Below are 13,487 nucleotides of genomic sequence, written 5' to 3'. Positions count from 1 at the left end.
CTCTGTCGTTTCGCCGCCCCCGCGGCGCGCCCTGATTCGAGTGTCACACCAGCAAGCTTCATGCCAGCGAATGGATTACTCCTTCATGGGTACCTCTCTTGATGGATTGTCGTCGTATCTACTGAGAGTGAATTTAATTAACCATGAAGAACGTGGTGCGCGACGCAAGGGGTCATGCACCATCCAGGCACATCTGATCCAGGCTTGCCCCTCGAGCGCTTCCTTCGACTGGCTCGCCTGCCATGACAACAAGAGGTATCACCAGGATGGGACTTGCAGTCGAGATACCCGCAGCCACGCCGAGCCAGCCGTATCGTTACCGAATCGCCGGCCTGGAGGTGTTGGCACTTGATCTGTCGCCCGGCGATAGCGTGCAGGTGTCATCCGTGGACGGTGCGCAGTCCTGTGAGTGGCTGGCACTGAAGGCTACGGGGGATGAATCCGCCGATGCGGCACAGCAGAGCGGGGAAAGCTCCCGCGAAGTGGTGAAGGGGGCAGGCACGACAATCGAGGCGTCGCTTGCGCACTTCGCGAGCGTCGTCAGCCAGGGAGATCACGCCTCCGCCAGTCAGCCTCAGGCCAGCGAGGCGCAGGAGACGTCCGGCAACAGGAGTCCGCACACTCAGGCACGCCTGGAAGCGCTGGGAGTCGCGCATTGCCCGCCATCGCACTGGCAGCGCCTGTCAGCGGCCGGATTGCCAGCCGAGATTCGCTGGCCGCTGGAAGCGCCTGCCGCACGCCTGATTCTGCTGGCCCCCGGCAGTGACATGACGATCGAAGGAGAGCGGCTGGCCACCGAGCTTGAGGTGTCCCATTTCTGCACCGGGCTTGTGGGGCTGGAACATCTGCCGGTGCCGCTGGCGCCGATCCGCCAGGAGACGAGAGTCGCGGCGGGGACGGTCGAGGTCTATGAGGTCAAGCAGGGCGAGTGGATCCAGATCATCGATGTGGCGGGGCGTCAGTGCTCCGACTTCGTGGCCTTCGACGCCACTGCCTGGGCACGGGGCGAGGAGCTGGGGCTGGATGCCGGCGCCACGCGCAGCCTGTCCGGGCATTGCATGCCCAATCCGGGACTGTATTCGGTGTTCTTTGATCAGCACCTGCATCCGATGCTCGAGGTGATCCAGGACACGGTCGGACGTCATGACAGCTTCATGCTTGCCTGCTCGCCGCAGTATTACGAACACCACGGCTACTTCGGTCACGACAGCTGCACGGTCAACTTCAACAATGCCCTGTCGGCGTCTCATGGCATCCGACAGCGTGCCAGCTGGCCGGCCATCAACTTCTTCTTCAATACCTGGGTACAGCCCTGCGGCACCCTGGCGGTGGATGAGCCTTGGTCACGTCCCGGCGACTATGTGCTGTTGCGCGCCGACCGTGACCTCATCTGTGCCTCATCCGCCTGTCCGGACGACATCGACGCCGCCAACGGCTGGGTGCCGACCGATATCCATGTGCGTATCTACGCCGCTAAACATGACTTCCCCCGCGGTATCGCCTATCGCAACCGGCCCGAGGAATTGCCGCGCATGACATTGCCCACCGCCTTCCATCCCTGCACCTCCGCCTTGACCAAGCAGTACATCGATTACCACGGCTACTGGCTGGCCACCCATTACGAGGGGTGGGGGGCCAAGGCGGAGTATCTCGCCTGTCGCGAACGGGTCGCGGTGATGGATCTCTCCGCATTGCGCAAGTTCGAGGTCGCCGGACCGGACGCCGAACGCCTGTTGCAATATGCGCTGACCCGCAACGTGCGCCGACTCTCCATCGGAGAAGTGGTGTATTCCGCCATGTGTCAGGAAACCGGCGGCATGCTCGATGACGGCACCCTGTTCCGCATGGGCGAGCAGACCTTCCGCTGGATCTGCGGTGATCCGGCCAGCGGCCAGTGGCTGCGGGATCTCGCAGAGCAGCAGGGCTATCGCGTCACGGTGCGCGACTCCACCCATCAGCTGCACAACATCGCGCTGCAGGGGCCGAAGAGCCGCGAGGTGCTGGCGCCGTTGATCTGGAATGCGCGTACCCAGCCGGAGGTGGATACGCTGGGCTGGTTCCGCTTCATGGTCGGCCGTCTGGCGGGGCCGAATGGCATCCCGCTGATGGTGTCGCGGACCGGCTATACCGGTGAGCTGGGCTATGAGATCTGGTGTCATCCGCATGACGCCCCGGCCGTGTGGGAGGCGATCTGGGCGGCCGGTGAGCCGCATGGCATCGCGCCACTGGGGCTGGATGCCCTCGACATGCTGCGGATAGAGGCGGGATTGATCTTCGCTGGCCATGAATTCTGCCCGCAGACGTCTCCCTACGAGGCGGGCATCGGCTTCACCGTGCCGATGAAGAGCAAGGAGGATGATTTCGTCGGGCGTGCGGCCATGCAGCGCGAGACGCCGGAATCCCGCCATCGGATCATGGGCCTGAAGATGGACAGCAGCGAGCTGGTCAGCCACGGCGACCTCGTCTATCACGGCCGCTATCCGGTCGGGGTGATCACCAGCGCGACCCGCTCTCCCTTGCTCAACCAGTCCATCGCCATGTGTCGTCTCGCCCCGGATTTCTCAAGCCCCGGAACGCAGCTTGAGATCGGTCAGCTGGATGGCCACCAGAAGCGTCTCGTCGCCGAGGTGGTGACATTGCCCTTCCATGATCCTGAGCGTCTCAAGGTGCGTAGCTGAGTGATGCATGGCGCATGACCGAGACCTCGCGCGTGAGGCTGGACGGTGACGATCCGTATATGCAGTACGACTCACGTCATATCACGGTGCAGGACGCCGCCTGCCTGCCTCAATAACGAACACCCTCTTGCCAGGTGGTGATTTCCGGGCTTCATATATGAAGAGGTGTCCACGATTTCGATAAGATATCAATGAAAACAACGTATTGCTGAAGGTGGCCATCAGGGGTCATCTGGCATGTCGCTTGCTTTATCCAGCAGGTCCCCCTTGAAAAACAACAACAACCTTCGGGCAGACAGGGTTTCCATCGGCAGGCATGCGGTGGCAGACCCGGCCCGGAAAAGGAGAAAAGACGATGGATGAAAAGACGTTGCAAAGCATATTGGATATGCACCAGGCGATGAACATCGAAGTGTTCTACTGGTGGTGTACCGCCATCATGTTCCTGATCCACGCAGGCTTTCTGGCTTACGAGATCGGTGCCTCCCGTTCCAAGAATGCCCTGGCGTCCGGCATGAAGAACGTGCTGACGCTGGCCTCGATCATCCCCGCCTTCTACTTCGTGGGCTGGTGGATCTACAATGCCTTCCCCAATGGGCTGATTCCCATCGAGGCTTCCGCCGCTCTGCCGTGGAGCGCGAGCATGCGCCCGGACGCCGATGACATGGGCACCGGTATCTTCTTCGCGGCCTTTGCCCTGTTCGGTGCGACCACGGGCTCGATTCTCTCGGGCGCGGTGATCGAACGCATCCGCCTGGGCGCCTTCCTGTTGCTGGCGGTGATTCTCGGTGCGGGTGTCTGGATCCTGGCGGGTGCCTGGGGCTGGCATCCGGATGGCTGGATGCTGCACAAGCTGGGCTACCACGATGTCGGCGCGGCGGGCGTGGTGCATGCCGTGGCTGGCTTCTTCGCGCTGGGCGTGCTGCTCAATCTGGGCGCGCGTATCGGCAAGTACAGTGACGATGGCAAGCCGCAGGTGATCGCACCGCACAACATGCCGATGACCTTGATCGGGCTGATGCTGATCATTGTCGGTTTCTTCGGCTTCCTCGGCGGCTGCATCATCTTCAACACCGGTGACATCGGCTGGACCACCATCTACGGCAATCGCACCAACCTCTCTGCCTTCGCCTTCAATACCCTGATGGGCTTCGGTGGCGGCGTGATCGGTGCCTATCTGTCCTCGCGTGATCCCTTCTGGACCATGTCCGGTGCGCTGGGCGGTATCATCACCGTCGCGGCGGGGCTGGATCTCTACAACCCGGGCCTGGCCTTCGTGCTGGCCGTCACCGGTGGCGCCCTGATGCCGAAGATTGGCGCGCTGCTCGAGAAGCGTGGCCTGGATGACTCCGTCGGTGCCTTCGCGGTACATGGCTTCTGCGGCTTCTATGGTGTGGTACTGGTGGGTGTCTTCGCCGCGGGCTTCCCGAATGTCGGCGAAGGCGTGCCGGATGTCTCCTTCACCGGGCAGCTGACAGGCGCGGTGGTGATGGCAGTGACGGGCTTCGTGCCGGGTTGGGGCGTTGCCTATCTGCTCAAGAAGTTCAACCTGCTGCGCGTGCCGCCGCATGTCGAAGTGCTCGGGCTGGACCTGTTCGAAGTGCCGGCCAAGGCCTACCCGGAGAGCATGGCAACCGAGTCATCTTCCAGCGTGCCGGCACGTTCCGGCGGGGTAGTGGCAGCACCGATGGACAAGCGTCCCGATATCAGCTGAGTCGGTTCTGATGATTACCCGCATGAGGATTGGCTCGTTTGTTGCAGCGTTCGTTGCCATCTGTCCTGAAGTCTGGCTGCCAGCCAGTGACGGAGCGAACGGGCCGATTCGTTTTCTTTCTTCTCCGGGAGTCTTGTCATGGAAACTGTCGATACTGCGGTACATGCTGCCAACTATGCGTTCTTCTTCAGCAATTCAGGGATGGTGGCGGTCAGTCTGTTGATCGCGGCTGGCGTCTGCATCTCGTTGAGCGTCAATATCCTGCGCCATGAGAAAGCGTCATTCCGCAGCAAGAAGACCTTCTGATCCATCGGGGCCTTCTTGCTCCGCAACCACAGAATGCACAACGCCGCGAAGCCATGCTTCGCGGCGTTGTGCATTCTGTGGGCCCGATGTCACATGTCAGGTGACACAAGGCCGTCAGTCAATCAGATCCTGTCCGTCACTCAGACCTTGTCAGTCGCGAGGGAGCGTTCGGCGGCTGTCTCGCCGCCTGCTTGTCCGGCGCTCTTGTCGGGCTGCGCCAGGAAGGCTTCCAGCGAATCATCCATCGCGTCGAGCCAGGGCGTGTGATGGCGCGGGGCCATGGTGCCGGTCATCAGCGAGCGATAGGAGTAGTCACGGAAGGTCATGATGTTCTCGTGCTTGTGGTGCTCCCACTCGAGGAAGGTGCGATTGACGCCGTCGATATCGAAGCTCGGATAATCCGTCTTGGAAATCAGTGACTTCACGTAATCGCCCTGGAAGCGGATCATCGATTCATCGCTGTCCAGCGTCTCTTCCCGGTCACGCCATGCCTGACTGTCTGCCTGCATGGCCTCGCGGCTGGGCAGCGCGATCTCACCGAGAATCACGTCACGCACCCACCATGCCTGGGCATCGAACATGTTGAAGGTGTACCACTGATCCTGCATGCCGAGATAGAACAGGCGCGGATTGGCTTCCCAGGCAGCGCCCTTGTAGAGACCGAGCGGCCACATGCGGTTGGCTGTCTTGAGGCGCAGCGGTTCATCGAGGAACGGGAAGTGATGGAGGTAGCCGGTGCACAGGATGATGGCATCGATCTTCTTGCGGGTGCCATCGCGGAAGTAGGCGGTGTCGCGGTCCACTTTCTGCAACAGCGGCTTCTCTTCCCAGTTCTCCGGCCAGGCAAAGCCCATCGGGGCGGTGCGATAGCTGGTGGTGATGCTGCGAGCGCCATACTTGTAGCACTGTGAACCGATATCTTCGGCAGAGTAGCTGCTGCCGATCAGCAGCAGATCCTTGCCCTTGAACTCCAGCGCATCGCGGAAGTCATGTGCATGCAGAATACGGCCATTGAACTCCGAGAACCCCGGGAATTCGGGCACGTTGGGAGTCGAGAAGTGACCGGAAGCGACGATGACGTGGTCAAAATGCTCCTGAACGACCGCATCGGCCTGCTGGTCATGGACACTGACGGTGAACTGCTCGCGGGTGTCGTCAAAGCTGACGTGGCGCACCGGGCAATTGAAGCGGATGTACTTGCGCACGCCCGCCTTTTCGACTCGACCCTTGAGGTAATCGAAGATGACCGCGCGAGGCGGATATGAGGCGATCGGGTGGCCGAAGTGCTCCTCGAAGGAATAATCCGCGAACTCCAGACATTCCTTGGGACCGTTGGACCACAGGTAGCGATACATGCTGCCGTGGACGGGTTCACCATTTTGATCAAGACCGGTGCGCCAGCTGTAATTCCACAGGCCGCCCCAGTCGCTCTGCTTTTCAAAACAGACTATCTCGGGAATGTCGATACCCTTGTTAGCGGCAGATTGAAAGGCGCGCAGCTGTGCCAGGCCACTCGGCCCTGCGCCAATGATCGCAATGCGTTTTGTCATGGGTATTTCCTGTTGAGACTGTAATGAGGCGTCGTGTTCCGTGAACCCAGCGTTGCGGGATGTCGTGTTGACCAGGTGCTTTTTCCCCCGTAGTGGAACGCGATAATAATGAGCGTTATCCATTGCTTGGGTGGCCTGGAAAGGTAAGGAATCCAGTTGACTGGCCACCTGTCATTTCGCTGAGCCTGAGCACGGAAGGCGTATTTTTTATTGCCTTGAGAGCCATCTACTGCTCGCGGAGCGTGAGGCATCCTCGCAGAAATGATGCGTCATATCAAATGTGAGGTATTGATTCTGAGTGCATGAAGTGTACACGATAATGAAAGTATTTAGAATTTAGTGGTAAGGTTATTTTGGATTGTGTCTATCTCCCGAATGGCCAGGATTAAGGATGTGATTTATCGGCTCATGGTTGGTATTGTTTTTTAGTAAATTGTTGATTTTCAGCATCTATTTTATGTCGTGGTGGTTTTCTATGGCGTTATCTGTCGTGTTTTTCTGTGTAGAAAAAGAAGATTTCCGTGTTGCAATTCCGCTTGTAAGGTGGATGATTTTCTGTCTCTTCAATGCGTAATTTGTCAAGCGGGTGGTGGGCTGAAATATCCTCTTTGTCAAGCAGGTTGGCGATCGTATTTTGAGGTGTGGAGTAAATAAGGGTGTGAGATGGATGTGAACGTAGTGTCGGAGTAGTGAGTGGCATGAGAATGGAGAAAGAACAGAAATCAGAAAGGAAAAGGGTGCCAGATTATCGAATGATCCTTGCTGGAGGATTTTCTAGAGGATCTGCGGGGCTATTCACTCACCAGACCAGCGACGAGGGGGAAGCGGAGGTTGATCACTCTGCATGGCGAAAGGGCGTATACTGGGCCGGTGACAGAGAGGCCAAAGGAGAAGACACCATGACTCACAAGCGCAAGGTGCAGGACAACGCCCTCAAGGCAGTGCTGCGTACCCCGATGTTTAAGCAGCGTGTCGTGAAAGCGCGCAAGGGCAAGGGCAGCTACCAGCGCAATGGCAAGCAGCAAGGGGGTAGCGGTGGCAGTGAGGCTCCTTCAGTCGGTGTGTATTGCGCCGCTTGAAGAAGCCTCATTGCCGCCTCTGAAGGGAGCCCCTGTCTAAGGCGCTGGTCACACGAACGCCGCAGCATCAGCGCTGCGGCGTTCGCGTATCTGGCACTTCGAGAAGCGGCTCAGTCGCGGAGACAGTCGGCGAAGTGCGCGTTCCAGGTCTTGGCGCGCACGGCGTCGCGCGCTTCATAGTCGGCCAGCACCGTCTCCAGTTCGCCCAGTGACTCCTGCTCACGGTCCTCGCCCAGCTGGGTCAGGCGCAGGGTATACCAGGCGGTCACGCCGCCTTCCGGCGGGGCGCTGAAACGCGGGAACTCTGGCGCGGGGCATTCTCCCGCTCGCCATAGCGTGGGCAGTGACGGGTGCAGCGCCAGTGGGCGGGCCAGGCCGACGAAGTCGACGGCGCCCTGTGCCACGGCGTCTTCGGCCTGCGCCAGAGTCTTGAAGCCGCCGGTTGCCATCAAGGGCAGGGTCGTCACCTCGCGTGCACGCCTGGCGAACTCGATGAAGTAGGGGCCGCTGGCACTGGCGTCCGACGCGGAGTTGGCGCCGGGGAAGTAGGTGCCGCCACTGATGTCGATCAAATCGATGGGCAGCTCATCGAGCGCTGCTATCACCTGTAGCGCTTCGGCTTCCTCGAAACCGTCCTCAAGTTGATCGCTGGAGTTGAGTTTCACCATGACCGGGTAGTCGTGGCCAACGGCCTCGCGCACGGCAATGATCACCTCACGCATCAGCCGCATGCGGTTGTCGAGGCTACCGCCGTAGTCATCCGTGCGCTGATTGAAGAGGGGAGTCAGAAACTGGCTGAGCAGAAAGCCATGCGCGGCATGTACCTGCACCCCGCCAAACCCGGCGTCACGAGCCAGGCGCGCCGTGGTTGCCATGACGGCAGGCAAGGCCTTGATGGCCTCCAGACTCATGGCCTCGCAACGTAGCCCGGGGATATCCAGCGCGCTGGGGCCATGTGGCGTGCTGGTCGGCGGGTAGGCCATTGCGCCGGCATGGCCGAGCTGCAGCCAGAGCTCGGCTCCGTGCTGCTGGCCGCGCTGCGCCAGTTGCGTGAAGGCCGCGAGGTCGGACTGCGCATTGAGGACCAGATTGCCGGGCTTCTCGGCATGGTGGTGCTCCGGTTGTACTTCCCCGACCAGCGACGCCGCCACGCCGCCTTCCGCCCAGCGCTCATAGAGGCGCATCTGGGCGTCACTCGGATGCCCCGTACCATCACCGAGAGAATCCGACATCGCGGCCTTGATGAGGCGATTGGCGAGCACTTGCCCGCAAGGCAGAGTGAAGGGCGTGAACAGGGCGGAAGCGGTCGGCTGATCTATCATGGTGGCGATGTCTCTAGGCACTGAATATGGCATGGAAGGAACAGATGCCATGGTGACATGGGCAGTGTCTGGTGATAATCCAGTGTGTTAGCACAGCATCCGTGAGCCAATGGAACATATGAAAACGTATACGGATCTCGATATCTTTCATGCCGTGGTCGATGCCGGCACCTTTACGGGAGCCGCGCGACAGCTCGGTATTACCCACTCGGCGATCAGCAAGCGCATCGCGCATCTCGAGCAGCGCCTGGGCGCGCAGTTATTGATTCGCTCCACTCGGCGGATGCGCCTGAGTGAAGCGGGTCAGCTCTATGCTGCCGAAACACGGGAGCTGCAGGAACGGCTGCGCAATGTGGAGCAGGAGATCGCCGAGGGCAGTGGTGCACTCAAGGGGCGCATTCGTCTCTCGTGTTCCAACGCATTGGGAAAATTGCAGGTAATGCCGTTGCTGATGCGCTTCATGGAGCGCTATCCCGAGGTCATCCTGGACCTGACCCTGACGGATGCCGTGGTCGACCTGGTGCATGAGGGGATGGATCTGGCCATCCGCAGCACCGCAAAGCCCGAGCCCGGCCTGATCGCCAGGCGGTTGGCCACCAATCAGCGTGTCATCTGCGCATCGCCGGAGTATCTGGCAAGACATGGCACGCCGCGCTCAGTACCGGAGCTGGCGGAGCATGTCAGCCTGATCCTGAATCTCCCCGGCGGCTTCAATGCCTGGGGACTTACGTCACTGCCCAAGATGCGCTGCGGCTTCCTCTCCAACTCCCTGGAAACCCTGCATACCGCCTGTCTGGGAGGGCGTGGCATTGCCTGTCTGCCGCACTACCTGATCGCCGATGACCTGGCCTCTGGGCGCTTGATCCCGCTGCTGGAAGACATTCGCGGTGACGGTGCCGATACCAGCATATTCCTCGTCCGCCCGGAGGCGTCGATTCTGCCGCGCCGGGTGAGAATGCTGATGGATGCCTTGATCGCGGGTTTTGACGCAGAGGAAGCTCAGCGTACGTGAGTAAACGACGATTTACCGAGTGATTGTCTTGCAGGATTCATGACATATTGACCCAAGGAGCGACCTTGAGACTCCTGTGACGTAGATCATGGAGCGAGACATGTCACCAACGGGAAAAGATCGATTTGCGGTACTGATTGATGCAGACAATGCCCAGGCAGCCGTCTGTGAGGAATTGCTGGCGGAGATCGCGAAACTGGGAATCGACAGCATCAAGCGCGCCTATGGGGACTGGACCACCTCCAATCTGATGCCCTGGAAGGAGCCACTTCTGCACCATGGCATTCAGCCTATCCAGCAGTTCCGTTATACTCAGGGCAAGAACGCGACAGATTCCGCCTTGATCATCGATGCCATGGACCTGTTGTATGCGGGCAATGTGGAGGGATTCTGTCTGGTGTCCTCGGACAGTGATTTCACGCGCCTGGCGACACGCCTGAGGGAAAGCGGCATGCGCGTGCATGGCTTCGGAGAAGCCAAGACCCCTCAACCCTTCGTTTCCGCCTGTGACAGTTTCCTGCGTACCGAGTGTCTGCGCAGGGAGCCGGATACGCCCGCCGTGGCGAAGTCCCCGAGCAAGCCGCCTGTCGTGAAGAAGTCCCCGAGCAAGCCGCCTGTCGTGAAGAAGTCCCCGAGCAAGCCGCCTGTCGTGAAGAAGTCCCCGAGCAAGCCGCCGGCCGAGACGGTCACCCTCGTCAAGCCGACCAAGGCACAGCGACAGCTGAGGTCGCATATCCTCAATGCACTGAACGAGCTGCCACAGACGGATGGCTGGACGGCCATGTCAGCGCTGGGAAGTTACCTGAAAAAGAAGATGCCCGGCTTTACGTCGGCGGATCATGGTGCCAGCAAGCTGGGGGGAGTGATTCAGCAATTGGAGTATCTGGACAAATGGCAACGCCCTGTCAAAGGCGGTTCCGTGCATTTGTATGTCCGGAAAAAGGCTAGGGAAACGGCAAAAGCTAGCTGAATCCTCGTCATCTCACGATGCACGATGCCTTTCGACACAGAAGCCCCGTGATGGCCAGTCTCCTGTCCGGCTGTCACGGGGCTTCTGTCGTTCAGCGTGGCGGTGGTTTCACGCCTGACGCGTGCGGGGCTCGCGCAGTCCATGTCACGACTGGCCGGGCTTGGAGTCCTCCGTTGATGCCTTGTGTTCTGTCGGTGATGTGTCGTTCTGTGAAGAGCTCTCTCGGGCGTCGTCCGGTGTCGAGGGGGCGGCACCGATGCGCTTGATCCAGCGCTGGCGGGCGAAGCGACGCAGATTGGCCACGTTGTCCGTCTCGTCGATGATGTCCTCGCCGAGAATCGTCTCCATCACGTCTTCCAGCGTGATGACCCCCAGCCAGTTGCCGAGATTGTCGTAGACGACACACAGATGCTGGCGCTCGCGCTGCATGCGAGCGAAGGCCTGTTCGACGTTGTCTTCGGCGTGCAGTTCGCTGATCGGGCGCATCAGGTCCTTGAGCGGAGTGGTGGGTTCGGCCTGATGCGCATCGGCGCGGTGGATCATGCCCAGTGTCCTTTCATCGGCGGTCATCACCGGGTAGCGGCTGAAGGGCCAGACCGTCAACTGGTCATTGAACTCGGCCACGGTCATCTCGGGGCTGACCGTCTGGCAGACAGGACGTGGCGTGAGCACATCACGCACCTTCATCTCATGCAGGTTGAGGATGTTGGTGATGACGCGTTGCTCATCATTTTCCAGCGCCTTCTTTTCCAGCCCCAGTTGTGCGAGCGCCTTGATCTCGCCACGCAGATCAATGTCATGCGAGTGCTTGCCGATCCGCGAGGTGATCATTTCCGACAGCCAGATCAGAGGCTTGAGCGAGATGACCATGATGTTGAGCACGCCGGGCAGCATCGGGGACAGCTGACGCCAGTAGGTGGCACCGATGGTCTTGGGGATGATTTCCGAGGCCACCAGGATCAGCAGCGTCATGACCGCCGAGGCAACGCCGACCCAGGCCTCGCCGAACACGACGGACACCTGTGCCCCCACGCCTGTCGCACCGACCGTATGCGCGATGGTATTGAGCGTCAGGATGGCGGCCAACGGCTTGTCGATGTTGTCCTTGAGGGTGGCCAGCGCCGCATGGCGCTTGGGGTGTTGCTCACGCAGGCTTGCCACATAGCTTGGGGAAAGCGACAGCAGCGCCGCTTCCAGCACGGAGCAGATGAACGAGATGCCGATGGCGATGGCGGCAAAGAGAATCAGCAGAAACATGCAGCGTGCTCCTTGGGTGGATAGGCCACCATTAGTGACAGATGCCCGGTGACTGTCAAACCTTTGGCGTTGATTGCCTGGCGCTTGTCATCGCGACGCACATGCGGGCGTCGGAGGGACTGTCGGGAGAGGGAGCGTGGAAGAAGGTGAGTGGAGAAGGTTAGGGGAGAGCCGTAGCGCGAAACATGAATGAGATTGTTTTGCTTTTGAGATCTGTTGTATTTTAAAGCAGCTCTTATCAAGGGAATTTGCATAAATAAAGGTGTGAGGCAGTCAATTCCTCGATTTCTTCGATGTCATGGCACGTCGCTCGCACGCCCAGAGGCAACTCCCACCTATCCATGACTCCAGGGAATGGCGCTTTCATGCAGCAGGGCTTGAGACAGCAGGGCTTGAGACAGCAGGATGCTTCCTCCTTGCCTCCGTGCGGTGTGCGGAGGGAGGGCTGGCAGTCCGTCCGCTATGCACACAGCACCGGCTGGGTTCAGGAGATCCCGGTCTGGCCCGGAGGGCGTCTGGTGCTGTGTGATCTGACGATCCGTGACGGCTATCAGGAAGTGCATCCCTTCCATGAAGGACTCTATGTCTGCCTGATACTGGAAGGCACGCTGAGGCTGTCGGGCATGGCAGCGACGCCAACTGCCACGTGCCCGTGTCCTGAGCCCCTCTCGAGTGCAAGCGAGAAGGTCGCGGAAGAGGCGCGAGTCCAGGTCGATGTCACCCGGGGAGAAGGCGGCGTCTTTCGCGCTCCGATGGTGGGTTCCCCGCATGCTCTGAACGTCGGATACTTCCCCGGGCGGCTGCGGTGTGTGGTTCTGCATATCGAGGATGAACGTCAGCAGTCCGACAACATCCTGCAGCGCTTTGCCGAGTGGGATCTGCATTCGCCCCCCTGGCCGGCTCAGCCTCGCCGGTGGCGGCCGGGGTCAGGCCTTCGTCAGCAGCTGGCGGAATGTCTGGCGCAGCGCCTCGACGGCGCAGAGCACACTCGTGAGACATGCTGTCTGCTGGAATGGCAAGGGCTGGGCCTGCAATTGCTGGGAGGTGCCTTGCGCCGCCGGCATGCGCGGCAGTGTCATGCCGGTCAGGTGTCCGAGGGTCGGGTCGCTCGTGACAGGGGCGCTGACGGCCGAGCCCCGAACGCCAATCGACGAGAGAAACGGGCTCACGAGAGGCTGACGCCGGGGTACCCGGAGACATCCAGCAGTACGTGCCGGCATCTCGAGGCGGTGCGTCAGCGGTTGAAGACGGCGCCGGAGCGTCAGCATGCCTTGCCGGAACTGGCGCGGCTTGCCTGCATGAGCGCGTCGAGTCTGCGCCAGAAGTTTCGCGAGACCTATGGTTGCTCGCTGAGCCAGTATCAGCGCGAATGTCGCATGCAGCGCGCACGTCAGGCCTTGTTGCAGGGCATGAGTGTGCAGCAGGTGGCGCATCGTGTCGGCTATGCGCATGCCTGCAACTTCGCGACGGCCTACCGGCGTCATTTCGGGCTCTCGCCCCAGGCTGTGCGGGCTCGGCCGCAGCGGGCTGACTGAGCACTGCTGACCGTCAGCCTCCGTCATGGTCGGGCGTGAAAAGAGAACGGGCACCCTCAGGGTG

Annotated in this window: 10 protein-coding genes; 7 read left to right on the top strand and 3 right to left on the bottom strand. The window is 60.5% G+C overall.

Features of this window, described 5'->3' with window-relative positions:
• The first annotated feature begins 266 nt into the window (after positions 1-266).
• The 3 genes from ACZYGA_RS15985 to ACZYGA_RS15975 all read left to right on the top strand — a co-directional run bounded on the left by ACZYGA_RS15985 (position 267) and on the right by ACZYGA_RS15975 (position 4,698).
• On the top strand, positions 267-2,678 hold the full coding sequence (locus tag ACZYGA_RS15985) for a DUF1989 domain-containing protein (protein WP_479399588.1): 2,412 nt from the start codon (positions 267-269) through the stop codon (positions 2,676-2,678).
• A 355-nt stretch (positions 2,679-3,033) separates the two neighbouring features.
• Positions 3,034-4,392 carry an ammonium transporter gene (locus ACZYGA_RS15980; protein WP_077371230.1) on the top strand — a complete coding sequence of 453 codons (1,359 nt, stop codon included), beginning with the start codon at positions 3,034-3,036 and terminating at the stop codon, positions 4,390-4,392.
• Between the two features lie 138 nt (positions 4,393-4,530).
• Positions 4,531-4,698, top strand: coding sequence for a hypothetical protein (locus ACZYGA_RS15975; protein ID WP_479399586.1), 168 nt, complete (start codon positions 4,531-4,533; stop codon positions 4,696-4,698).
• Positions 4,699-4,838: 140 nt separating this feature from the next.
• On the opposite strand, the gene ACZYGA_RS15970 is transcribed toward ACZYGA_RS15975, so the two are convergent.
• Complete coding sequence (locus tag ACZYGA_RS15970; protein WP_479399584.1) at positions 4,839-6,248, bottom strand: NAD(P)-binding domain-containing protein; 1,410 nt, start codon at positions 6,246-6,248, stop codon at positions 4,839-4,841.
• A gap of 899 nt (positions 6,249-7,147) precedes the next feature.
• On the opposite strand from ACZYGA_RS15970, the gene arfA reads away from it, so the two are divergent.
• Positions 7,148-7,327, top strand: a complete 180-nt coding sequence (gene arfA / locus ACZYGA_RS15965; protein WP_077371234.1) for an alternative ribosome rescue factor ArfA — start codon at positions 7,148-7,150, stop codon at positions 7,325-7,327.
• Between the two features lie 110 nt (positions 7,328-7,437).
• On the opposite strand, the gene ACZYGA_RS15960 is transcribed toward arfA, so the two are convergent.
• Positions 7,438-8,649 (bottom strand): oxidoreductase, encoded by a 1,212-nt coding sequence (locus ACZYGA_RS15960; RefSeq protein WP_479399583.1) that lies wholly within the window; start codon positions 8,647-8,649, stop codon positions 7,438-7,440.
• A gap of 118 nt (positions 8,650-8,767) precedes the next feature.
• Here ACZYGA_RS15960 and ACZYGA_RS15955 point away from each other — a divergent pair, with 118 nt between their 5' ends.
• Positions 8,768-9,661 (top strand): LysR family transcriptional regulator, encoded by an 894-nt coding sequence (locus tag ACZYGA_RS15955; protein ID WP_479399581.1) that lies wholly within the window; start codon positions 8,768-8,770, stop codon positions 9,659-9,661.
• A gap of 100 nt (positions 9,662-9,761) precedes the next feature.
• Positions 9,762-10,631: an NYN domain-containing protein gene (locus ACZYGA_RS15950; RefSeq protein WP_479399579.1), complete on the top strand. Its 870-nt coding sequence runs from the start codon at positions 9,762-9,764 to the stop codon at positions 10,629-10,631.
• A 144-nt stretch (positions 10,632-10,775) separates the two neighbouring features.
• On the opposite strand, the gene ACZYGA_RS15945 is transcribed toward ACZYGA_RS15950, so the two are convergent.
• Complete coding sequence (locus tag ACZYGA_RS15945; protein WP_084208453.1) at positions 10,776-11,888, bottom strand: CNNM domain-containing protein; 1,113 nt, start codon at positions 11,886-11,888, stop codon at positions 10,776-10,778.
• A gap of 518 nt (positions 11,889-12,406) precedes the next feature.
• On the opposite strand from ACZYGA_RS15945, the gene ACZYGA_RS15940 reads away from it, so the two are divergent.
• Positions 12,407-13,423 carry a helix-turn-helix transcriptional regulator gene (locus ACZYGA_RS15940; RefSeq protein ID WP_479399578.1) on the top strand — a complete coding sequence of 339 codons (1,017 nt, stop codon included), beginning with the start codon at positions 12,407-12,409 and terminating at the stop codon, positions 13,421-13,423.
• The last annotated feature ends 64 nt before the right edge of the window (positions 13,424-13,487 follow it).

It is taken from the genome of Cobetia sp. BL01, assembly GCF_056493605.1.
Note: the sequence above shows the minus strand (reverse complement) of the source record. Positions and strands in the feature narration are given on the sequence as shown.

What these genes read in the sequence shown, in the direction of transcription:
- ACZYGA_RS15950 (WP_479399579.1), top strand. Translation starts at nt 9,762, where the DNA reads ATGTCACCAACGGGAAAAGATCGATTTGCGGTACTGATTGATGCAGAC.
- ACZYGA_RS15980 (WP_077371230.1), top strand. Translation starts at nt 3,034, where the DNA reads ATGGATGAAAAGACGTTGCAAAGCATATTGGATATGCACCAGGCGATG.
- ACZYGA_RS15970 (WP_479399584.1), bottom strand. Translation starts at nt 6,248, where the DNA reads ATGACAAAACGCATTGCGATCATTGGCGCAGGGCCGAGTGGCCTGGCA.
- ACZYGA_RS15975 (WP_479399586.1), top strand. Translation starts at nt 4,531, where the DNA reads ATGGAAACTGTCGATACTGCGGTACATGCTGCCAACTATGCGTTCTTC.
- ACZYGA_RS15945 (WP_084208453.1), bottom strand. Translation starts at nt 11,888, where the DNA reads ATGTTTCTGCTGATTCTCTTTGCCGCCATCGCCATCGGCATCTCGTTC.
- ACZYGA_RS15985 (WP_479399588.1), top strand. Translation starts at nt 267, where the DNA reads ATGGGACTTGCAGTCGAGATACCCGCAGCCACGCCGAGCCAGCCGTAT.
- arfA (WP_077371234.1), top strand. Translation starts at nt 7,148, where the DNA reads ATGACTCACAAGCGCAAGGTGCAGGACAACGCCCTCAAGGCAGTGCTG.
- ACZYGA_RS15960 (WP_479399583.1), bottom strand. Translation starts at nt 8,649, where the DNA reads ATGATAGATCAGCCGACCGCTTCCGCCCTGTTCACGCCCTTCACTCTG.
- ACZYGA_RS15955 (WP_479399581.1), top strand. Translation starts at nt 8,768, where the DNA reads ATGAAAACGTATACGGATCTCGATATCTTTCATGCCGTGGTCGATGCC.